Annotated in this window: 21 protein-coding genes, 1 pseudogene and 1 riboswitch; of the genes and pseudogenes, 13 read left to right on the forward strand and 9 right to left on the reverse strand. The window is 38.4% G+C overall.

Features of this window, described 5'->3' with window-relative positions:
* The first annotated feature begins 72 nt into the window (after positions 1 to 72).
* Together Q5794_RS01975 and Q5794_RS01980 are read left to right on the forward strand one after the other, a co-directional pair.
* Entirely contained in the window at positions 73 to 207 is a 135-nt protein-coding gene (locus Q5794_RS01975; RefSeq protein ID WP_285229689.1) for a hypothetical protein, read from the forward strand.
* A gap of 188 nt (positions 208 to 395) precedes the next feature.
* Positions 396 to 1196: a YfkD family protein gene (locus Q5794_RS01980; RefSeq protein ID WP_374988633.1), complete on the forward strand. Its 801-nt coding sequence runs from the start codon at positions 396 to 398 to the stop codon at positions 1194 to 1196.
* Positions 1197 to 1232: 36 nt separating this feature from the next.
* Here Q5794_RS01980 and yfkAB read toward each other — a convergent pair whose 3' ends face one another.
* Entirely contained in the window at positions 1233 to 2351 is a 1119-nt protein-coding gene (gene yfkAB, locus Q5794_RS01985) for a radical SAM/CxCxxxxC motif protein YfkAB (RefSeq protein WP_214986966.1), read from the reverse strand.
* A gap of 203 nt (positions 2352 to 2554) precedes the next feature.
* Here yfkAB and Q5794_RS01990 point away from each other — a divergent pair, with 203 nt between their 5' ends.
* The 7 genes from Q5794_RS01990 to Q5794_RS02020 all read left to right on the forward strand — a co-directional run bounded on the left by Q5794_RS01990 (position 2555) and on the right by Q5794_RS02020 (position 11764).
* On the forward strand, positions 2555 to 2740 hold the full coding sequence (locus Q5794_RS01990; protein WP_013081532.1) for an SE1561 family protein: 186 nt from the start codon (positions 2555 to 2557) through the stop codon (positions 2738 to 2740).
* 163 nt (positions 2741 to 2903) lie between these two features.
* Complete coding sequence (locus Q5794_RS01995) at positions 2904 to 4445, forward strand: fumarate hydratase (protein WP_374988634.1); 1542 nt, start codon at positions 2904 to 2906, stop codon at positions 4443 to 4445.
* A gap of 94 nt (positions 4446 to 4539) precedes the next feature.
* Positions 4540 to 5349 (forward strand): delta-lactam-biosynthetic de-N-acetylase, encoded by an 810-nt coding sequence (gene pdaA, locus Q5794_RS02000; protein WP_192997858.1) that lies wholly within the window; start codon positions 4540 to 4542, stop codon positions 5347 to 5349.
* A gap of 167 nt (positions 5350 to 5516) precedes the next feature.
* On the forward strand, positions 5517 to 6902 hold the full coding sequence (rlmD, locus tag Q5794_RS02005; RefSeq protein ID WP_268575128.1) for a 23S rRNA (uracil(1939)-C(5))-methyltransferase RlmD: 1386 nt from the start codon (positions 5517 to 5519) through the stop codon (positions 6900 to 6902).
* 449 nt (positions 6903 to 7351) lie between these two features.
* Entirely contained in the window at positions 7352 to 7498 is a 147-nt protein-coding gene (locus Q5794_RS02010; protein WP_251034102.1) for a BBE domain-containing protein, read from the forward strand.
* A gap of 199 nt (positions 7499 to 7697) precedes the next feature.
* A riboswitch (glycine riboswitch) is annotated at positions 7698 to 7778 on the forward strand.
* Between the two features lie 158 nt (positions 7779 to 7936).
* Complete coding sequence (locus Q5794_RS02015; protein ID WP_214986964.1) at positions 7937 to 9289, forward strand: amino acid permease; 1353 nt, start codon at positions 7937 to 7939, stop codon at positions 9287 to 9289.
* A gap of 333 nt (positions 9290 to 9622) precedes the next feature.
* Entirely contained in the window at positions 9623 to 11764 is a 2142-nt protein-coding gene (locus Q5794_RS02020; protein WP_214986963.1) for a PAS domain-containing sensor histidine kinase, read from the forward strand.
* Between the two features lie 423 nt (positions 11765 to 12187).
* On the opposite strand, the gene Q5794_RS02025 is transcribed toward Q5794_RS02020, so the two are convergent.
* The 4 genes from Q5794_RS02025 to Q5794_RS02040 all read right to left on the reverse strand — a co-directional run bounded on the left by Q5794_RS02025 (position 12188) and on the right by Q5794_RS02040 (position 15313).
* Positions 12188 to 12304: a YfhE family protein gene (locus tag Q5794_RS02025; protein ID WP_013055148.1), complete on the reverse strand. Its 117-nt coding sequence runs from the start codon at positions 12302 to 12304 to the stop codon at positions 12188 to 12190.
* A gap of 101 nt (positions 12305 to 12405) precedes the next feature.
* Complete coding sequence (locus Q5794_RS02030; RefSeq protein ID WP_013055149.1) at positions 12406 to 12966, reverse strand: GNAT family N-acetyltransferase; 561 nt, start codon at positions 12964 to 12966, stop codon at positions 12406 to 12408.
* Positions 12967 to 13221: 255 nt separating this feature from the next.
* Complete coding sequence (locus Q5794_RS02035) at positions 13222 to 14349, reverse strand: amidohydrolase (RefSeq protein ID WP_013081539.1); 1128 nt, start codon at positions 14347 to 14349, stop codon at positions 13222 to 13224.
* 61 nt (positions 14350 to 14410) lie between these two features.
* Entirely contained in the window at positions 14411 to 15313 is a 903-nt protein-coding gene (locus Q5794_RS02040) for a TIGR01777 family oxidoreductase (RefSeq protein WP_374988635.1), read from the reverse strand.
* 97 nt (positions 15314 to 15410) lie between these two features.
* Between Q5794_RS02040 and recX the strand changes: the two are divergent.
* Positions 15411 to 16219 (forward strand): annotated as a pseudogene (gene recX / locus Q5794_RS02045) (recombination regulator RecX).
* 282 nt (positions 16220 to 16501) lie between these two features.
* Here the strand turns inward: recX and Q5794_RS02050 are convergent.
* Positions 16502 to 17155, reverse strand: coding sequence for an SDR family oxidoreductase (locus Q5794_RS02050; RefSeq protein ID WP_214986960.1), 654 nt, complete (start codon positions 17153 to 17155; stop codon positions 16502 to 16504).
* Between the two features lie 82 nt (positions 17156 to 17237).
* On the opposite strand from Q5794_RS02050, the gene Q5794_RS02055 reads away from it, so the two are divergent.
* Complete coding sequence (locus Q5794_RS02055; protein WP_129705912.1) at positions 17238 to 17552, forward strand: YfhH family protein; 315 nt, start codon at positions 17238 to 17240, stop codon at positions 17550 to 17552.
* A 79-nt stretch (positions 17553 to 17631) separates the two neighbouring features.
* On the opposite strand, the gene Q5794_RS02060 is transcribed toward Q5794_RS02055, so the two are convergent.
* Entirely contained in the window at positions 17632 to 17787 is a 156-nt protein-coding gene (locus tag Q5794_RS02060; protein WP_013055155.1) for a small, acid-soluble spore protein K, read from the reverse strand.
* A 135-nt stretch (positions 17788 to 17922) separates the two neighbouring features.
* Here Q5794_RS02060 and Q5794_RS02065 point away from each other — a divergent pair, with 135 nt between their 5' ends.
* On the forward strand, positions 17923 to 18192 hold the full coding sequence (locus tag Q5794_RS02065) for a YfhJ family protein (protein WP_028412432.1): 270 nt from the start codon (positions 17923 to 17925) through the stop codon (positions 18190 to 18192).
* 64 nt (positions 18193 to 18256) lie between these two features.
* Here Q5794_RS02065 and Q5794_RS02070 read toward each other — a convergent pair whose 3' ends face one another.
* Complete coding sequence (locus Q5794_RS02070; protein WP_214986997.1) at positions 18257 to 19237, reverse strand: metal-dependent hydrolase; 981 nt, start codon at positions 19235 to 19237, stop codon at positions 18257 to 18259.
* A 239-nt stretch (positions 19238 to 19476) separates the two neighbouring features.
* Here Q5794_RS02070 and mutY point away from each other — a divergent pair, with 239 nt between their 5' ends.
* Positions 19477 to 20571, forward strand: coding sequence for an A/G-specific adenine glycosylase (mutY, locus tag Q5794_RS02075; protein WP_192997866.1), 1095 nt, complete (start codon positions 19477 to 19479; stop codon positions 20569 to 20571).
* A 34-nt stretch (positions 20572 to 20605) separates the two neighbouring features.
* Here mutY and Q5794_RS02080 read toward each other — a convergent pair whose 3' ends face one another.
* Positions 20606 to 20830, reverse strand: coding sequence for a hypothetical protein (locus Q5794_RS02080; protein WP_214986959.1), 225 nt, complete (start codon positions 20828 to 20830; stop codon positions 20606 to 20608).
* Between the last annotated feature and the right edge of the window lie 31 nt (positions 20831 to 20861).

The following is a 20861-nucleotide window of genomic DNA, read 5'->3' on the forward strand; positions in this document are numbered from 1 at the left end:
CGAACGAATAATCGTTCGGATTTTTTAGGTTATAGTGAACATAGATTTCATGTGTTTAGTTGCTTCTAGCTGTTGATTGGAGGGCAAGGAGAAGACTCCTGCGGGAGAAGCGGAATAGATGAGACCCCGCAGGAGCGTAAGCAACGAGGAGGCTCATCGGCCGCCCGCGGAAAGCGAAGTCTTGCACGGAAATCAACAGCGGCGTAAAAAGTGACCCATACTAGCTCATGTATCCTATTGGTTCGTCTTTAGATTGGATTAATTTAGTTATGTCTTAATCTCTTCTTTTTGTGTAAGTAAATAGAAGAATTTCCCTTTCGGTATTCAGGATAAAACAGGGGATGTTTGAAAAAACTATGGTTGCATTCATTAACGATGTTGAAAGGAGTTTCTAGATGTTACGTAAATTGCTTTTATTTGTGTTTACCATCATTATTTCATTTTCATGTTCAACGAAGATCGCCATTGCTAAAACAGCTCATCCTACCATCAACGTGCCTTCTTCAGCTTTAAATATTTCAAAAGAAAATACGTATCCAAATGCTAGTCAAGACACGCCATATTTGCAGCCGAGTGAGTTTACAAAAGAGCTCATTGAAACATCAAATGTAAAAATTGAAAACCCTGATTTAATTCGTATATTAAATGAATCAAACATTTCTAAAACTCCATGGGCAATTGGTTTCAGAGCAACCGTCTTTTTAGGACAGTGGCCATTAAATTACGAATCCACAGAAACAAACGTTAACTGGCAGCACCAGCGAATCAATACAAATCATTATGATAACAGAGCAGGAAAAACTCAGTACAAAATGATGTACAGCCAGGAAAATCAAAGCCATGTAAAAGGCGGATTAACAGCAAAAGTGCTTCAGCCTGATCATGTTAAACAAATGATGCTAATTGAAGCAGCTAAAAAAACAAAGCTCACTTTATCATTTCAAACGTTTGTAGGTGCCGGAACGAAAAAAGACCAGGTCTATAACGTAGCTCCCAAAAAAGTAGGTTACCTCTATGCTTATACGCCTGCTGTAAGTGAAAAGGGAAAAGTAACATATGGAGAAGTGTATGTAACGGTAAAAGGCAGCAAGCGTTCAATTGTGGTGAGAAATGTAACGTCTCAAGGAATTGGAGCATGGATTCCAGTACAAGATTATGTTTCTTTAAGCTTTGGAGCTTATGACCAGCCGAGATAACAAAAAAGAGATTCCAGTGATGGAATCTCTTTTTTGTTATTTTGTAATGCTCGCTTGGAGTTTGCTAAAATCAGTATCTTGATAATAGCTGTTTTTCACCAAAATATTAGGTCCTAAACAAGACACTGCCGAACAATGACAGCTAAGTTCTTTAGAAATCGTGCTTTCCTGCCACGTATCAAAAGCGTCTGTAAGCTTTGTCTCTTGAATGTTGCCAAGAGGAGGCGTATCACCAAAATCGGTTACGATAATATCTCCGTCAAAAATATTTACATTTAGGCGAGAGCGCCCGTCTGGATCGTTTCGAACAGTTACATTTTTACTGCTATACAAGCGCTGTAAGAGCGCTAAGTCTTCCTCATTATTACTGCATGCATAAAACGGCAGCGTGCCGAATAGCATCCACACATTTTCATCTCGAATATCAAGAAGGTGATGAATAGCTTGACGCATTTCAGGAAGAGATAATGTTTCTAGAGTGCTGGCAAAGTCACTTGGATACATAGGGTGTACTTCGTGACGCTGACAAAGCATTTCATCAACAATTTGACGATGAATCTTTTCCATATGAGGAAGCGTACGTTTATTTAACATTGTTTCAGCTGATACGGTTACACCTGCTTTTACAAGCGCGCGGCTGTTTTCAATCATACGGTCGAAATATTTGGCGCGCTGCTCATAAGTAGGCTTTCGCTCCATCATTGCAAAGCCAGCTTCCACAAAGTCGTCCATCGTTCCCCAGTTGTGAGAAATATGTAAAACATCTAAATAAGGAATGATTTGTTCGTAACGAGCAAGATCTAATGTTAAATTTGAATTAATCTGTGTACGGACACATCGTTCATGTGCATACTTTAATAAAGGCACCACATAATTTTTCACGGAAGATAGAGACATCATCGGCTCTCCGCCCGTAATACTTAACGCTCGAAGAGTTGGAATTTCATCGAGACGTTTTAAAATTAAATCAAGCGGCAGTGCGTTTGGGTCTTTTGGCTGCAGCGTATATCCAACTGCGCAGTGCTCACATCGCATATTACAAAGCGTCGTTGTGGTAAATTCAACGTTTGTAAGCGTCGGTTTGCCATATTGTTTCATATCTAAATACGCTTCCCACGGATCGAACTCCGGGGTAATTCGTTGTAAAGTGGCCATAAAAAAACTCCTTTTATTTTTCCGTAAAGTGAAATGATGATGAAAACATCTCACGGTCCGTCCTGCTAGACTAAATTATACGTCTCATTCAAAACGGACACCAGTGACTATTATGGATTTTATTGCTTTTAGTTGTCAAATATGAAAGTATTCGTTAGGATATAAAGAAATACGAATGAAAAGCTATATCAGGAGGGTTTAAAATGGGAAACGCCGTTCGAGATAAAGATTCACAAGTACGTTATTTAAAAGATCGTTTAAATATGTTTGTACACGTATTAGACTCCATGGAGCCTGAAAACACAGACCTAGAAGACATTGACCGTTTGATTACGATGATTGATGACCTCGAAGCAAAATGTGAGCAGTTTAAAAAAGATAAAGAATGAACAAAGGAAAAAGCGCTAGAAAAACTAGCGCTTTTTTGCTTGAAGTGGAAATCCTCCTATAAAGGTCTTTCGAAACAATTTTTGAAGGAGTATAATAAATTTTGAAAGTTGTACGACAGATAGATAAATACATACATTAGCGGGATATGGGAGGAATTAAGTGATGATTGAAGCTTTAAAACAAAGCATGTACGATTTAATTGTTGAAACATCTACAAAATTGCCAAAAGACGTTCGACGTGCTATCGCAAAGGCAAAAGCGCGTGAAAATGCAGGAACGCGTGCAGCAATGTCTTTAGCGACCATTACCAATAATATTAAAATGGCGGATGATAATTTATCGCCAATTTGCCAAGATACAGGTATGCCAACATTTAAAATTAAAACCCCTGTAGGAGTGAATCAGCTTCAAATTAAAGAAGCGATTTATTGGGCGATTGAAGAAGCAACAAAGCACGGAAAGCTTCGCCCTAACTCCGTAGATTCGTTAACGGGAGAAAATAGCGGTAATAATTTAGGCGGCGGCACGCCGGTTATTAAGTTTGAACAGTGGGAAAATGACTATATTGATGCGCGTCTTATTCTAAAAGGCGGCGGCTGTGAAAATAAAAACATTCAGTACAGCCTGCCTTGTGAAGTAGAAGGTTTAGGTAGAGCTGGCCGTGATTTAGACGGCATTCGTAAATGTGTGATGCACTCTGTGTATCAAGCACAAGGTCAAGGCTGTAGTGCCGGCGTCATTGGTGTTGGAATCGGTGGCGACCGTACAACAGGCTATGAATTAGCAAAAGAGCAGCTGTTCCGAAACTTAGATGATGAAAATCCAAATGTTCAGCTGAAAGAATTAGAAGAGTATGTAATGGAAAATGCCAATAAGTTGGGAATCGGTACAATGGGCTTCGGCGGAGAAACGACATTACTTGGCTGTAAAGTCGGCGTAATCAATCGTATTCCTGCTAGCTTCTATGTGTCAGTTGCGTATAACTGCTGGGCTTACCGCCGTTTGGGCGTTAAAATCAATGCCGATACAGGAAGCGTTCAAGAGTGGCTGTATCAAGAAGGCGAAGAAGTAGATTTTAATAAAAATGCAGGCGAAGAAGAGAAACAAAATGCGGATGAAACAAAAGAAGTTGTATTACAAGCACCTATTACAGAAGAGCAAATTCGTGAATTAAAAGTTGGCGACGTGGTGCGCATCAACGGTATGATCTACACAGGACGCGACGCTATTCATAAGCATTTAACAGATCACGATGCGCCAATTGATCTAAATGGACAAATCATTTATCACTGTGGTCCGGTTATGTTAAAAGATGAAGACGAAAAATGGCACGTAACCGCTGCAGGACCAACAACAAGTATCCGTGAAGAACCTTACCAAGGAGATATTATGAAGAAATTTGGTATCCGCGCGGTTATCGGTAAAGGCGGTATGGGTCCTAAAACGCTTGCTGCTCTTCAAGAGCACGGCGGTGTATACTTAAATGCGATCGGCGGAGCTGCACAGTACTACGCTGATTGTATCAAGAGCGTAGAAGGCGTTGATTTGATGCAGTTCGGTATTCCTGAAGCAATGTGGCATTTAAAAGTAGAAGGCTTTACAGCTGTAGTGACGATGGATTCACACGGAAACAGCTTGCATGCAGATGTAGACAAGTCTTCATTTGAAAAGCTTGAGCAATTTAAAGAACCGGTATTTAAATAAACATACGTCCGGAGCGTATGGTAAAAAGTAACGTTCATGAACGAGAAAATTGAGTGGATACTAAGCGTAAAATGACTTCCGAAAGGAGCTTCTTATGCGCCGGTTCACCTTTTTTCTCGTTTTTTTATTCGTGATGTCAACAGGCATAGCATCTGTTGAAGCACAAATGTATCCAAACACTCCGATCAGCTGGGGATTTCAAAAAAGTAAAGATCACAAGCCCGCATCCGCAGGTACAGCTTATGAACAAATTCTTGCTAAGTATGATGCTTTTTACCTCGGAGATACAAATAAAAAAAATATTTATCTAACGTTTGATAACGGTTATGAAAATGGCTATACACCGCAGGTATTAGACGTTCTCAAAAAAAGAAAGGTTCCTGCAACGTTTTTTGTAACAGGACATTATTTAAAAGAAGAGCCTAAGCTTATTAAGCGAATGGTAAAAGAAGGGCATATTGTCGGGAATCATTCATGGCATCACCCTGACTTAACTCAAGTAGATGATGCACGTTTCAAAGAGGAATTACAAAAAGTAAAAGATGAATACAAGAACATTACTGGTCGTGATGAAATGAAATATCTTCGCTCACCTAGAGGTGTATTTAGTGAACGAACGCTAGCTCTTTCAAAGCAAGAGGGCTATACGAATGTATTTTGGTCACTTGCATTTGTTGACTGGAAAGTGAATGAACAAAAAGGCTGGCGCTACTCATACGACAATATGATGGCTCAAATACATCCAGGTGCAATTATGCTTTTGCATACCGTTTCAAAAGATAACGCGGATGCGTTAGATCAAGCAATTGTAGATTTAAAAAAGCAGGGCTATACGTTTAAAAGTATTGATGATTTAATGAACGAACGCAAACAAATGAAGAAAAGTCCTTCTAAAACGAAATAACGATAAAAACCGATGGGAATGTTTCTCCTGTCGGTTTTTTGCTGTTGAAGTGTTATAATATGCGTTGATGTCTTTTTTAAAGCAATACGGTCTAATAGGTTTAAGCAGCTAAGGACCGTTAATAACTATAACTATATAAAGAATTTAAACTAATCGGAGTTGGTCTCATGAATAAACCAAAAACTGAAATGAAAGTTCAAAAAGGACAAACGTTTCCGTTAACGATAAAAAGACTCGGTATTAATGGAGAAGGCGTAGGATATTTTAAGCGTCAAGTCGTCTTTGTACCGGGAGCATTACCAAATGAAGAAGTGGTTGTAGAAGCAACAAACGTTCAGCGCAATTTTGCTGAAGGTAAAATCAAGCGAATTCGCAAAAAATCTCCTCATCGCGTAGATGCACCCTGTCCTATTTACGCACAGTGCGGAGGCTGTCAGCTTCAGCATTTATCCTATGAAGGTCAGTTAGAATCCAAGCGCGATATCGTTCTGCAAGCGTTCGAACGTCACAGCTCATTAAAAAAAGTAGAGGAAAAAACACGCCAAACGATTGGTATGGAAGATCCTTGGCGCTATCGTAATAAATCTCAGTTTCAAGTCGGCGTAGATAAACAAAAAGTCATCGCTGGTTTGTACGGACTGAATTCTCACCGCTTGATTGATATTGAAAACTGTCCCATTCAGCATAAAGCTACAAATCACGTGACAAAAGAAATGAAACGAATTTTACAAGACCTTCAAATTCCTATCTACAATGAACGCAAACGTCGTGGGATTGTACGTACCATCGTATCTCGAGTAGGATTTGAAACGGGTGAAGTACAAATTGTCTTGATTACGGCTAAAAAAGAAATTCCGAAAAAAGAGCTGCTGATTAAAGAAATTCAGCGTCGCCTACCGGAAGTGAAATCGCTCGTACAAAACGTAAACGGCCAAAAAACATCGCTTATTTTTGGAGACGAAACGTTTACCCTCGCTGGAAAATCGGTGATTCAAGAAACGTTAGGAGACATTTCATTCGAACTTTCAGCGCGTGCATTTTTCCAGTTGAATCCTCTTCAAACCGTGAAGCTATATGACGAAGTAAAAAAAGCAGCTGCGCTAACAGGCAGTGAAAAAATCGTAGATGCTTACTGCGGAGTAGGGACAATTGGCTTATGGCTTGCTAAAGATGCCAAAGAAATTCGCGGAATGGACACGATTGAAGAATCTATTGTAGACGCGCGGAAAAATGCTAAAGATCATGGATTTGAACATGCTACGTATGTAACGGGTCCGGCTGAAAAATGGATGCCGCAGTGGGTGAAAGAAGGCTGGAAGCCAGACGTAATCGTCGTTGACCCGCCGCGAACAGGCTGTGATGACAAGCTTCTCAAAACAATTTTACAAGTAAAGCCAAAGAAAATGGTTTACGTATCTTGTAATCCATCCACATTAGCGAAAGATGTGCAGCAGCTGTCGAAGGCCTATCATGTGGATTACATTCAGCCTGTGGATATGTTCCCTCATACGGCACATGTGGAGAATGTGGTGAGTCTGACGTTAAAGAAATGAATAGATGAAGAGTAAAGGGCAGATTTGGTTCTGCTCTTTTTTCTTTGAGCTGTACTCTTATTAGTGGGAAAAATCGTTAAAATTCAGCACCTGTTCCTTTAGTGTAAAAAATATTTTAGTATAGTTAAATTAAGTTCCAATAAAGTTTCGCTTTGGAAAGTTTTACGTCACCAAGGAGAAATTACATCAGAGAGTGAACATCTTCAAAATGAACTATAAGGACGTTTCTTATACAAATGATAAACGCAAATCCTATCTCAAAACCCACACCCTTAACCACATCAAGGATACTATAGTAATGAAAATAATGGAAATTATTTACAGAGGTGGCGGAGTTAAGATGAACTCAATGTTTTTAAAAGGGCTTTCAGTCTGTATGGACAGAAGGTGCATTTACAAGAGCAAACAGAGATTGGCTTCGCAAGCGATTTGAATATATTAAAAGTATTATGGTAGGTTCCTATGTGAATTTCCCTATCAGCAGCCTTAGAAACTACGAGTATGAGTATTTTGGAGACAACGCACAGAGGCTAGAAAGAGTGAATAAAAAGTACGATCCGTTTAATGTGTTCAGGTTTCTGGAGGGACTCAGGTAGCATGAGGAAAAGGATACTAAGTTGACGATTGAAATTGTTCGATTACCTTCTTTCGAAGAAGGGAAATAAATGAAAGTAATCTTTCCTGTTGACAAAGCATCCAACTGGTATTAGAATAAACAACTATTCGACAGTCATTCTATTGATTGAAAAATTTAATACGTAGAAAGCTATGATTGCTATGGATCACACTATAGCAGGAGCAGCTTCTGGAGAGATCGCGATAGTTTCGCGACGCCGAAGGGTTCACAATCTCAGGCAAAAGGACAGAAGAGTACCGGATATTTATTTGGCATGTTACTAATTGGTAGCATGTACCTTGATATTTGTTATTCTTATGACCATGAGATTGGAGCGCATCCAATCTCTTTTTTTATTGGACTTTATTTGTAGTCCGCACGATCGCATCAAAGGTTTTATTGTTAGGAGGAGTTAGAGTTGGAACAACGAGAATTAAAGAGGGATTTATCCAATCGTCATGTTCAGCTAATCGCGATTGGGGGAACCATTGGTACGGGCTTGTTTTTAGGTTCTGGTAAAGCAATACAGCTTGCAGGTCCCTCTATCATCTTTGCTTATTTAATTGTTGGTATTGCGCTTTTCTTTGTGATGAGAGCGCTAGGAGAACTACTGCTGTCTAAAGCAGGTTATCAATCGTTAACTGATATTGCTGAAGAGTATCTTGGACCATGGGCGTCATTTGTAACGGGATGGACCTACTGGTTTTGCTGGATTATGACAGCTATGGCTGATGTGATTGCAGTTGGCGTATATGTGAAATATTGGTTCAATATTCCTCAGTGGATTCCCGCACTTATTTGTATAATCATTTTATTAGGACTTAACTTATTAACCGTAAAATTATTTGGAGAATTAGAGTTTTGGTTTGCTTTAATAAAGGTTATTACGATTCTTGCATTAATTATTATTGGCGTTATTTTGCTGGTAATGGGATTTAAAACAGACGCGGGATCCGTTACTGTTCAAAACCTTTGGAATCACGGAGGACTGTTTCCAAATGGGGTTTCAGGTTTCTTACTCTCATTCCAAATGGTTATATTCGCATACGTCGGGGTTGAATTGGTAGGGGTATCGGCAGCAGAAACATCAAATCCCCAAAAAAATATTCCATCGGCCATTAATAAAATTCCGCTGCGAATCTTATTTTTCTATGTTGGAGCGCTTATCGTCCTCTTATTTATTAACCCGTGGATGGAATTAAATGCAGCAGAAAGCCCATTTGTTAAAACCTTTAGTTTAGTCGGAATTCCGCTTGCTGCTGGAATTATTAATTTTGTTGTATTAACTTCAGCCGCTTCTGCTTGTAATAGCGGAATGTTTTCAACAAGCCGTATCTTATATAATTTAAGTAGAAATGACCAAGGGCCATCTAAGTTTGCAAAACTGAACAAAAACCACGTACCAAGCAACGGATTGTTTGTATCTACGCTGGTCATCTCAGCGGGAGCTCTGTTAAGCAAACTTATACCAGACCAAGCTTTCGGAATCGTCACGACCATTAGCGCTATTTGTTTTATTTGGGTGTGGAGTATCATTCTCATTTGCCATCTAAGGTATAAAAAGACGCGTCCGCAGCTGCATGCAGCATCAGCATTCAAAGCACCGTTAACACCATTTATAAACTATGTTGTGCTAGCTTTGTTTGCGGTGATTCTTGTTATTATGCTGTTTTCTGACGCGACGCGCCCAGCCTTATTGTTGACGCCCGTTTGGTTTATTCTCTTATTTATTTTTTACTGGACTAGAAGGAAAAAGAAAATCAATCTTTAAAGGCTAGAAAATCAGCAGGGAACAAACATGATTTTTTATAAAAGAATATAGTAAACTTCTGACCTCATCACTCCGTGATGAGGTCTTTTTTAGTGGAGGATAAATAATTGATTTCTACTGCATGAATAAAATGCAGGAAGCAAAGTTTATAGAAGAAAACTAAAAAATTGTTCTAACAGAAAACACAGTGAGAAAGCTCATAGTTTTCTGATAGGAATGTAGAACAAATTGCTTTTCTTCTGTGTCTAAAGATGGAATTCCGTCATTTATATGGAAAAGTTTTCATTTTGCAGTACAATGGAGGTAGACTTCATTAGATTAAGGTGAACAAACATGAAATGGTTTAAATCTCATACGTTTTGGAAAATCTTCACGATTAATGTGCTTCTTATTTGTACCGTACTGACGCTAATGTTTATTGTTTCAAGAGTGATGCTGCCTAATATTTCTCAAGATCAATATCGACAGGTAACTGATAAAACCGTCAAGAGAATGAAAGAGCAAATTAACGTCGTCATTAAAGATATTTGGAGCCTAGGCGACGAGGTACAGCAAGATCCTATGTTTTTATCGGATGATGAACAGGAAATAGACAAAGAATTGCAGAAAATAGTTAATATTTCACCGTATATCGATAGCGGAACCATTTTTAATGTAAAAGGGTATGTTGAGCATTATTACCCGAATGATTTAAAAAATATGAAACATGTGAACTTAAGTAAAAGAAAATATTTTCAAGAAGCGCTGCGAACCAAAAAAATATATTTAAGCGATGTCGTTTCAGCAGATACAAAGCACTATATTGTGGTGATGGCGATTCCTATTTTGGATGGGCAGCAAAATGTAAAAAAGGTTGTAAATTTAGCGCTGCGAATTGAAGAAAATAAAAGCTTTCAATCCATCTTTCAAACGTTTGATATAGGAGAGAACGGCTATACATTTATTGTAGACCGCAATGGTAGAATTATTTCCCACCCAGAGAAACAGAGAATCGGTGAAAATGCTAAGAAAAATGAAATCGTTCAGAAAACGATGAATCATAAATCAGGATATCAGCGCGTTGTGAACACCGAAGGTAAGTATTTCTTTGCGTCTTTCGAATATATTCCTGTTTTGGATTGGGGAATTGTCGCTGAATTACCCGTTGAAGAAATTTACAGGCCTTATGAAATGTTTGAAAAAACGCTTTGGATCGTTTCAGGGGTTACTATTTTACTGCTTTCTTTTTTTACTGCGTTATATGCAAGGCAAATTGTGAATCCTATTCATAAACTATATGAATTGGCGGGACAAGTAGCGCGCGGGAATTTTAATCAAAAAATTCCGGAACGAGAAATTGAGCGGGGCGAAATCGGTATTTTATCTAAACAGTTTAATGAAATGATTAGCTATATACGCCATTCTAAAGCAAATTTACAGCAAAAAGAAAATCAGCTGCAGGAACAGAAAACGTTTTTAAGACAAGTTATTGACATTAATCCAAGCTATATTTATGCTATCAATCACAAAAGGGAATTCATTCTCGTTAATGAATCTTTTGCGATGCTCTTAGGTGAAAAATCTGATGACTTAATTGGACAATCAATTGATAAATATCAGTTCAACCTTCGATCAGATCTTTTATATAAAGGGGCGTTTTCAAACTGTACCCAAAAAGGGATGGTATTAGAAGAACAGTTTAAAGATTCGAAAGGAAACCGGCGCTGGGTCGAAACAGCAAAACTTCCTATTATGAATGAAAAACAGGAAGTGATTCAAATGCTGTGTGTATCCACGGATATTACGGAGCGTAAAAAGGCAGAAGAGAAGCTTAGAACTTCTGAGAAGCTTGCCGTGGTAGGAGAACTTGCAGCTGGAGTGGCTCATGAAATCAAAAATCCTTTAACTTCTTTAAAAGGTTTTGTTCACTTATTAAAAGAACAACATCCTAAAGATGCTTTGTATATAGATATCATGGAAACTGAATTAGAACGAATGAATGGAATCGTAGAAGAATTTTTGATGTTAGGAAAACCTCAGGTAATGAAGGTTGAATCTTTGAATATGCAAGCGCTTGTTCAAGAAGTGTGCTCACTTCTTGAACCTGAAGCAACAGAAAAGGAAGTAGCTTTCATATTTGAAAGGGACCACCAGTTACCAAGGGTGTATGGAGATAAAAATCAGTTAAAACAAGTATTTATTAATATTATTAAAAATTCTATCGAAGCAATGCCTGAAGGAGGAGCTATTCATATTACGACTAAAGTAAAAGAAAACCACCTTTGGCTGCAGCTTGCTGATGAAGGACAGGGTATTCCTCCTGAACGGTTAGCGAAGATAGGTGAGCCTTTTTATAGTACAAAAGAAAAAGGTACAGGTTTAGGACTGATGGTCAGCTATCGGATTATTAAAGCTCATCACGCGCAGATGACGTTTTCTAGTCAGTTAGATAAAGGAACAAGTGTGGATATATTGTTTCCAATCATAAAAAAGTAGGGGAACTTCCCCTACTTTTTTTATTATACTTATAATATATCAAAAGCGTTGATGGTACTAAAATAAATGAAAGTGCTAAAGAAGATATCCACAGGTTAACAAGAAGTTAACTGCTGAATTATATAGGATATTCACAACTTTATCCACACTATTCACATTTTTTCAGAAAATTTACATAAAAATTACCCACTGTTATTTCAAGTTATGAAAGCGGTAATATGCATATTCAATAAAGTTATACACATTATCCACATAATTGTGGGTAAACTTTGTGGATATAGTAGAGTATTAAAAAAACGTAAATCATACGCTTGAAATCTTCGTGTTATTATTTTTACATAATATAAAAACGTCCTTCCGATACAAACTGTACAGAAAGGACGTTGGGATGATCAAGCGTTGGATAGAGATGTTTTGCCTCACTTATTTTTTCGTGTAGCCGCCTGCACGGTCTGCTTTTTTAAACTCGCGGCCGTAATAGATTTCTTGAGCGCTACTTAACGTATTTTTTGCGTTTTCTTTTCGTTTTTTTTCAGACATAAAAAAACCTCCAATTAACGTTTTTCGATCATGCTACTTATTTTTTCCAGAATCTCTCGTTTTTAATCATAAAAAAAGCTCTCCGTTACACGGAGAGACTCTTACGCTTCTTTAAGTTGGTGATCTTCTTGAACGTCTTGTTCGTGACGCAAGTAGTATAGTGTATACAAGTCTTTTGGAATTTCGTATAAATCATATACGTCTTCATGTTGATTAATTTCATCGTATAAAGCTTTATGTGTTTCATTCGCCAGTACGGCATAAGGCAGTTTTTCTGCAGCCTTAATAGACCTGATATTGATTTTACGAATTCGCATAAAGATTCGCTCTATATTTAACTCAAAGAACAGTTCATTAAAGAACGCTTCTTTTGCAATTTGATTATATCCTTTTCCATGAAACGGTTTGCCAAGCCAAGTGCCTAAAAAACCAGCTTGGTCCTGTACATCAAATAAATTAATGGTGCCGATAGGGTTACCCCATTCGTCTAAAATCGTGCGAGAAATAATTTCTCCATGATCTTCTGCTTCCATCGTTTGTTTAGTCACAAATAAAAATTCTTCATAGGAATGGGCTTTATGACGAACAAAAGGGAAGACATCAGGATGTACCATGAGTTCGTATAGAGATTGACAGTCATTTAGGTCACGTTTTTTTAACATAACTTTTCCCTCCTGATCGAGGGTATATACAGACTCCAATCAAGTCCCCACCCTCGAAATTTTTTAATAATTAAAAAAATTTCGGGGTGGGAATCGAACCCACTAGAACCAGTTACCTGGTGGCGCACCATTTGCCTTCCCATTACAAGTCAACAAACATAAAAAGTCAACGTGTGATGTTTATGCTTTTGTGAAATTCACATGCTTCTAAACGTATCATACTAAAAAAAATAAAAAAAGAAAATAGGTAAAATGTTAATTTTTTTTAAATAATATTTTACCATCTATCATGGTGAAAAGGGGCTTTGCTAAGTAGTGAAAGGGATGATGGCTCCATAGCACTAAATCAGCGTCTTTTCCAGCTTCGATACTGCCGATTCGTTGATCAATACGGAGATTCCGAGCAGCAGCAATCGTGATGCCTTCTAATGCTTTTTGTTCTTCGAGTCCTTCACGTACGGCAATGGATGCACAAATATTTAAGTACTGAATGGGCGTATAAGGGTGGTCTGTTGTAATAGAAACTTCTACTCCTTCGTTGCAGAGAGCTTGATAGGTTTTCCACGTTTTATTTTTCAATTCAACCTTTGAGCGGCGTGTTAAAGTTGGTCCCACGCTTACTTTTAAGTTTCTTCCACCTAGCTCTTTAGCAATTAAATGGCCTTCTGTACAGTGTTCAATACGAACGTCTAAATTAAATTCATCTGCTAAGCGCAGAGCTGATAGAATATCATCGGCTCGGTGAGCATGAATTCGAACGGGAATCTCTCTATTCAATGCTTGAATGAGCGGTTTGATTCGCAAATCATCTTTATTATCACTGCTTTTTGCATGATAAAAGGCTTCTCTCAGCATCCCCATAATACCCATTCGCGTAATGGATTCTTTATTGCCATGGCTGTGAATTCGTTTTGGATTTTCTCCTAGCGCAATCTTAAGTCCAGCTGTCTCTTGAATCAACATTTGAGAAATACTTGTTCCGGCTGTTTTAATAACGGACGTTGTACCTCCGATCACATTTGCACTTCCAGGCATAATGTGTACAGACGTAATACCCGCTTCAATGGCATCTTTAAACCCAGGATCTAAAGGATGTACGCTGTCAAAAGCTCGGATATGGGGAGTCATAGGCTCGATTGTTTCGTTAGCATCATTTCCGGCCCAGCCGGTTCCTTCATCATATAGTCCTAGATGTGTATGAACATCAATAAATCCTGGGAATAAGTAGCGCTGTTTGCAGTCAATGACTTCTACTTGAAGAGGAGGCTGCAAGTTTGGCCCAATTAAAACAATTTTGCCATCTTGAATGAGCACATCACTATTATAAATAGGTTTTGACGTAATAGGATAGAGCGTTGCGTTTTTCAAGAGAATGGTTTTCATAAAGGATGCTCCTATCTATCGGCAGCTTAGTCACCTGTTTTAGGTAAATATCAGAAAATAACTAGAGTAAATCTCGCAATGCATCTTCTAATACAGTATATGTAAAAATGTAATTCTGTTGAATCAATTTTTCAGGTAAAACACGCTGTCCCTTTAAAATAATCATGCTCATTTCTCCCATCAGCAGTTGAAGGCCAAAGCTAGGTACGGGCATCCAGTGAGGGCGATTCAATACTTTTCCAATCGTCTTTCCAAACTCTTTCATTTGAACGGGATTTGGGGCAGTTACATTAACAGGTCCTTCTATTTGTTTGTGATGGATACAATAATCAATGATCTCCACGACGTCTTGAAGGTGGACCCAAGACATCCACTGCTCTCCAGAACCGACTGTTCCTCCTGCAAATAATTTATAAGGAAGGGCAGTAGAAGGAAGTGCGCCGCCGTCTTTCCCTAATATAACGCCGAATCTTGTTAAGACAGTACGAATGTTGAGCTCCATCGCTTTTAGCGCTTCATTTTCCCACTTTTTTACCGTTTCAGCTAAAAAGTCTGTACCGATAGAAGGGGAAGCTTCTGTGGATGTTTCTTTCGTTGATGTTCCGTAATAACCAACGGCGCTTGCATTTACGTAAAGAGACGGTTTTTCGGGTAAAGAAGCCATAATGCGAAGAATTTCTTGAGTAGAAGAAAGGCGACTTTCCACGATTGCTTTTTTGCGTTCGTCCGTCCATCGGCCGCTGTTAAGTGAAACACCAGCTAAATTGATAAAGACGTCTGCTCCTTCTACTTGAGCTTCAGGTTGGCTGTTTTCTCCCATCCACTCTACATATTTAAGTTTCGGATCTCTTGCAGCTTTGTCTGCATTGCGTGTTAAAATATATACATAATGCTTTTGTGTTAAGAAATGTTTTGTTAAAGCTTTGCCTACGAATCCAGTGCCTCCAGCAATAACAATTTTCATACGAATTTCCTCCTTTATTGAGATAAACAAAAATGTGTATGATACGTTTGGCGGTTCTTCAGCCATCAATTTAATAAGAAATATGAGGTGAAGGTGAATGCCTGTTGTCACAAAGATCACAACGCAAAAGAATAGCGGTGAACGTTATAATGTGTATTTAGATTACGGTAAAGGTGAAGAGTTTGGCTTTGGTGTTGATGAAAATGTCCTCATCAAATACGGCTTAAAAAAAGGTCGTGAGCTTGATGAATTTGAACTAACAGAAATTCAGTACGCAGATGATGAAAAAAAGCTTATAATTTAGCCATTACCTACTTATCTTATCGAATGCGCTCTGAAAAAGAGGTGTATGATTATTTAAAGAAAAAAGACGTTAACTCTACTATTATTCAACAAGTTATTCAGAAATTAGTCAGCCACCGTTATTTAAACGATGAAGAGTTTGCGAAAGCATTTGTGTTAACGCAAATGAATACGACATCAAAGGGACCGAATGTAATTCAAAGAGAATTAAAAGAAAAGGGGGTTTCTGATTCCATTATTACCCTTAGTTTATGTGAATACCCTGAAGAACAGCAAATTCAAACTGCCGTGAAGTTAATTGAAAAATTAAAAGGGAAATACAAAAAATTATCTCAAGTGATGATGAAACAAAAAATGGAACAAGCATTGGTAGTGAAGGGCTATTCTTTTTCTATTATTCAAGAAGCATTTCAGCGCACGAATACAGAAAAAGAAAGCGATGAAGCATGGGAAGCTCTGCAATACCAAGGAATGAAAGCTCATCGTCGTTTTTCAAAGTATGAAGGCTGGGAATATCAGCAAAAAATGAAGCAGGCTCTTTATAGAAAGGGATTCTCTATTGACCAAATTCAATCATTTCTAGGTTCCATTGAAGAGGAATAAAGGCAGGACAAAAGTGTGTTAATTGAAGGGAAATCCGAACGATGAATCGAGATTCTTGATGTAGAATCCAACTCGTTCGGATTTTTTCAGTGTGATGGTAAATGTATACTTCATGTATTTAGCTGCTTCTAGCGGTTGATTGGAGGGCAAGACGAAGACTTCTGCGGAAAGCGAAGTCTTGCATGGAAATCAACTGCCGTGTCATACGCAATTTCTATAAGATCATTTATACAATTTGTTTATCTTTAGATTAGATTGATGTAGTTATGTTTCACTCTCTTTTTAAAACAAAATATCTTCTGAGCCGTTCTGTTGTTTATAAATAATCTCAGCAATTTCTGAAGCGGAGCGCAATCGGCTTTTATCTTTAATGTGGTTGTTGTGATCCCAAAAAGGGGTATTCATGCCTCCCATGTATGCTGCAATCACATGAAGGCTGGTATCTTGGTATTCCACTTTTAAACTTTCTGTAAATCCCCTTACGCCAAACTTACTTGCCACATAGACGCTTTCATTAGCTTTCCCGCGAAGTCCTGCAGTTGAAATGATATTCATAACTTTAGGTTCAGGTCTCGTTAAGAGATGAGGCATAAGCGCTTGTGTTAAAAAAATAGTTCCTTTGACATTTGTATCGATGACTTCATCGATGGCTTGTTTTGTATAATCCGTCAAAGGACCAAAATGTCCAATGCCTGCATTGTTGATAAGGATATCTACTGAATGCTGCATCAGCATTTTCTCTACAGATTTTCCTACTTCTTCATACTTTGTAATATCTACAGACATCGTATATACGTTGTCTCCTAGCTCATGCTGCGCTTCATTTAATTTCTGTTGATTGCGTCCAGCTAGAATGACGTTATAGTCTTTTGCGTAAAGTTTTGCAAGTTCTTTTCCAAGACCCGTCGCACCGCCCGTGATTAGTACTGTTTTCATTCCCAAAACTCCCTTTTCATAGTCTCCCTTTAGTTATACCTTTTGTTATAATAAAATGAAAGCAAACAAGGGGGAAAACAGCATGTCTGAAAAACGTTACAGCGATATGACGACGTATGAACTTCAACAAGAAATTGGGTCTCTTCAAGAAAAAGCACGAAAAGCTGAACAGCTTGGCATGGTCAATGAGTATGCAGTATTAGAAAGAAAAGTAACAATGGCTAGGTCATATTTATTGGATCCCGAAACGTTTAAAGCAGGGGAAGTATATGAAATTCAAGGAGATCCGGGTTCATATTTTAAAATTGATTATATGAACGGAGTTTTTGCGTGGGGATTTAGGCTTGGCGCACCGCAAAAAGAAGAGGCATTGCCTATTTCCATGTTGAAAAAATAACGGGATGAACAAGCAGCACGAGGTAGTGCTGCTTGTTTGATTTCTATAGTCACTCTATTTTTAAACGTAGAGCAAGCCGTTATTCTTCGCGTTCATTAGAAGCATGCATGCGTTCTTGCGGATGCGTATTGATGGTTCCATTTGCACGTTTTGAAGCGTATTCAGCTTTTGCTCGAGGTTCGCCTTCAAACTTAGTATGATGTTGGTTTGGAAAATCTTTTGCTTTATTGCGCATCGATACCTCTCCTTTTACAACAGAAAGCGTTGCGGTTATGATATAGTACATGAGGGAGTGAATAACTCCGCATTTATAGTGTAAGTTAAAAGTGCAAACATACTCATATAGAATTTTGGTAATCGAGGTGTTCTTATGAACGATATATTTGAAAGATTAACGAATCAGCTATTAAGTAAAAACAGTTCGCTTTCATATGCTCAAGCGCGCACATGGGTCGAACTTTTCTGGGAAGATTTTGAGTCATCTTACGCAAAAGCCGGATATGATTATAAAGGGAAAGAAGCGACGGAAAAGGTTGTTACGATGTATATCAACAGCTATGGTGACAAACTTCATGAAATCGCGGTTAAAAACCCTAAATATCAGCATTTATTAAATAACGATGACTATTTAAAACATTAAATAAAAACGAACCGTCTTCTCAAGACGGTTCGTTTTTTGGGTTTCATATTTGTTCTTGTTATGATTAGTGCGGGAGGTAATCAAGCTTTTTACGCAATTTTTTCTCACTGAAAATCCAACCTGTGTACGAGCAAATAATATTTAAATCGTAATCAAGCTGGACCACGGCTACAAATGGATAGTAATCCTTGCTGCGGTAGCGTAAATCAATAAAGCGCACTTCGATATGGTCGTTATATTCGTCCAGTTCCCATCTATAAATAGGTGAAAATGAAAGAAACGCAGATAAATTTTCATCTTTTTTCGCTACTTCAATTACGGCTGATTCAGGAATTGGAACTTTATCAAACGTATCATAAATAAAAATTTCTTCTCCGATTGCTCTTCCTACATGAAAATACTTTTCGGTCGTCACAGCTAAGTGCCAGTGAGTGAAACGCAGTGTAGGAGAGATATTGAGCTTGATTACATCAGGAAACTGTTTTCGAAGCTTCGTGGCGATCTGGTGGCGCATATAAAAGCGCAGTCCATAGTAAAACGCCAATAACACATACAGCGTAATGAATGTTGGCCCCGGCGCTGCTCCAGCAAACCAAATGAGAATCGCAAGGACGTGAGCTGAGAAAATCACGTAATCAAACGTGTTGATTACCCCGAGCGCAATCCATTTATTTGTGAAAGGCCGTAAAGCTTGCGTGCCATAAGCGTTAAAGATATCAACAAAAACGTGAATAATGACGCCTGCAAAGGCCCACATCCATAGATGCAGCAAGTTAGCTCCTGGCAGCAGAAACGAAAGAATGAGCACGATAAGCAAAGGCCATAAAATAACGGCCGGGATAGAATGTGTAATTCCACGGTGATTCCGGATATACTGTGCATTGTTTCGCAGCTTTAAAACAGTGTCTAAATCAGGTGCTAATGACCCGGCCATTACGCCAATCATTACAGCATCCATTGTGGCTGTATTCGCAGATACAGTGGGGTCTAATGTTGCAAGGCCGCCCAGGGCGATTCCCATTGCAATGTGTGTACCAGTATCCAGAGCGAACTCCTCCTTTGTAAGATGACGATCCTAGATTATTCTAATTCAGCATGAAAGCTTGATTTAAAGCAAAAAATCTCGTTTTATTATTAACGCAGCAAATTGGCTGTTTTTATTCATTATTTGAACAATTCATTTTACTATTCATATTTGTAGTTGTTATAAGGTTATCATAAAGTTACTAAGATTCAAAAAGCAACACATTGTATATGTATAGTTAATACCTCGGAGGCTATGACGTGAAACAAAGTAAAGATATTGTACAAAATTTTGATATTCAAGCATTTCAAAATGACTTAATCTCTTGGTTTGAGCAGGAACAGCGCATTTTACCATGGCGTCAAGACCAGGACCCTTATAAAGTGTGGGTATCTGAAATTATGCTTCAACAAACGAGAGTAGATACGGTCATTCCGTATTTTAATAACTTTATTAGCAAATTTCCCACTATCAAAGACTTAGCTTATGCGAATGAAGATGATGTGTTAAAAGCGTGGGAAGGGCTAGGCTATTATTCCCGTGCCCGTAATTTACAAACGGCCGTTCGAGAAGTTCACGAACAATACGGGGGAGAAGTTCCAAATACGCCAGCAGAAATCTCTAAACTAAAAGGAGTAGGTCCTTATACGACAGGAGCCATTTTAAGTATTGCATACGGAGTGCCACAGCCTGCTGTGGATGGAAATGTTATGCGTGTGCTATCGCGCATTTTATCCGTTTGGGATGATATTGCAAAACCGAAAACAAGAAAGCTATTTGAAGATATCGTGCATGAAATTATTTCAAAAGATAATCCTTCTTATTTCAATCAAGGCATGATGGAGCTCGGTGCCATTGTATGTACACCAACTTCTCCTTCCTGTTTGTTATGTCCGGTTCGTGAACACTGTCGCGCGTTTGAAGAAGGGGTTCAGAACGAGCTTCCCGTTAAATCAAAGAAAAAAGCGCCGCGTGCTCTTCAGCTTGCTGCAGCAGTGATTAAAGACGGGGAAGGAAATTATCTGATTCATAAACGTCCAAGCAAAGGACTTTTAGCTAACCTATGGGAATTTCCAAATGTAGAAGTAGATCTTAGTATAGCGCCAGATCATCAGCAGCTTCAGGCATTTATTCAAAATGAGTACGGAGCCGATATTAAAATTCATGCGCCGTTTACCACAATTCAGCACGTGTTTTCTCATATCGTCTGGAACATCACAGTATATGAAGCAGAGCTTGTAAGTGATATCAGTGCATTAAAAAATTTGAAAGTGGTTTCTGAAAAAGATTTAGAACAATATGCATTTCCTGTTTCCCATCAAAAAATCTTAAAAGAATATTTACTTGTTAAATAAAAGAAGCGTGGATAAACTCCGCGCTTCTTTTTATTTAATCATATGATACATGCGTGCCGTGTGTGTAATCTGCTTCGTCGCGCTGTAACCCGCCCCGTGCTTCAATTTCTTTAATAATTTGCTGATGAATACTTTGTCCTTCAGCATTTAAATACGGCGTCATTTGCTGTAAAGAGTGATGGAAAAACGCAAGCTCGCTGTCTTTCCACTCGCTTTTAGAAATCATTGAAAGAGCCGTCATGTCTCTACCTACATACATTCTATTCACCTCGTTCATTTCATCAAGTTTT

The organism is Priestia megaterium (genome assembly GCF_041941685.1).
Taxonomy (GTDB): domain Bacteria; phylum Bacillota; class Bacilli; order Bacillales; family Bacillaceae_H; genus Priestia; species Priestia megaterium_C.

What these genes read in the sequence shown, in the direction of transcription:
- Q5794_RS01980 (WP_374988633.1), top strand. Translation starts at nt 396, where the DNA reads ATGTTACGTAAATTGCTTTTATTTGTGTTTACCATCATTATTTCATTT.
- yfkAB (WP_214986966.1), bottom strand. Translation starts at nt 2,351, where the DNA reads ATGGCCACTTTACAACGAATTACCCCGGAGTTCGATCCGTGGGAAGCG.
- Q5794_RS01990 (WP_013081532.1), top strand. Translation starts at nt 2,555, where the DNA reads ATGGGAAACGCCGTTCGAGATAAAGATTCACAAGTACGTTATTTAAAA.
- Q5794_RS01995 (WP_374988634.1), top strand. Translation starts at nt 2,904, where the DNA reads ATGATTGAAGCTTTAAAACAAAGCATGTACGATTTAATTGTTGAAACA.
- pdaA (WP_192997858.1), top strand. Translation starts at nt 4,540, where the DNA reads ATGCGCCGGTTCACCTTTTTTCTCGTTTTTTTATTCGTGATGTCAACA.
- rlmD (WP_268575128.1), top strand. Translation starts at nt 5,517, where the DNA reads ATGAATAAACCAAAAACTGAAATGAAAGTTCAAAAAGGACAAACGTTT.
- Q5794_RS02010 (WP_251034102.1), top strand. Translation starts at nt 7,352, where the DNA reads ATGGTAGGTTCCTATGTGAATTTCCCTATCAGCAGCCTTAGAAACTAC.
- Q5794_RS02020 (WP_214986963.1), top strand. Translation starts at nt 9,623, where the DNA reads ATGAAATGGTTTAAATCTCATACGTTTTGGAAAATCTTCACGATTAAT.
- Q5794_RS02025 (WP_013055148.1), bottom strand. Translation starts at nt 12,304, where the DNA reads ATGTCTGAAAAAAAACGAAAAGAAAACGCAAAAAATACGTTAAGTAGC.
- Q5794_RS02030 (WP_013055149.1), bottom strand. Translation starts at nt 12,966, where the DNA reads ATGTTAAAAAAACGTGACCTAAATGACTGTCAATCTCTATACGAACTC.
- Q5794_RS02035 (WP_013081539.1), bottom strand. Translation starts at nt 14,349, where the DNA reads ATGAAAACCATTCTCTTGAAAAACGCAACGCTCTATCCTATTACGTCA.
- Q5794_RS02040 (WP_374988635.1), bottom strand. Translation starts at nt 15,313, where the DNA reads ATGAAAATTGTTATTGCTGGAGGCACTGGATTCGTAGGCAAAGCTTTA.
- Q5794_RS02050 (WP_214986960.1), bottom strand. Translation starts at nt 17,155, where the DNA reads ATGAAAACAGTACTAATCACGGGCGGTGCGACGGGTCTTGGAAAAGAA.
- Q5794_RS02055 (WP_129705912.1), top strand. Translation starts at nt 17,238, where the DNA reads ATGTCTGAAAAACGTTACAGCGATATGACGACGTATGAACTTCAACAA.
- Q5794_RS02060 (WP_013055155.1), bottom strand. Translation starts at nt 17,787, where the DNA reads ATGCGCAATAAAGCAAAAGATTTTCCAAACCAACATCATACTAAGTTT.
- Q5794_RS02065 (WP_028412432.1), top strand. Translation starts at nt 17,923, where the DNA reads ATGAACGATATATTTGAAAGATTAACGAATCAGCTATTAAGTAAAAAC.
- Q5794_RS02080 (WP_214986959.1), bottom strand. Translation starts at nt 20,830, where the DNA reads ATGTATGTAGGTAGAGACATGACGGCTCTTTCAATGATTTCTAAAAGC.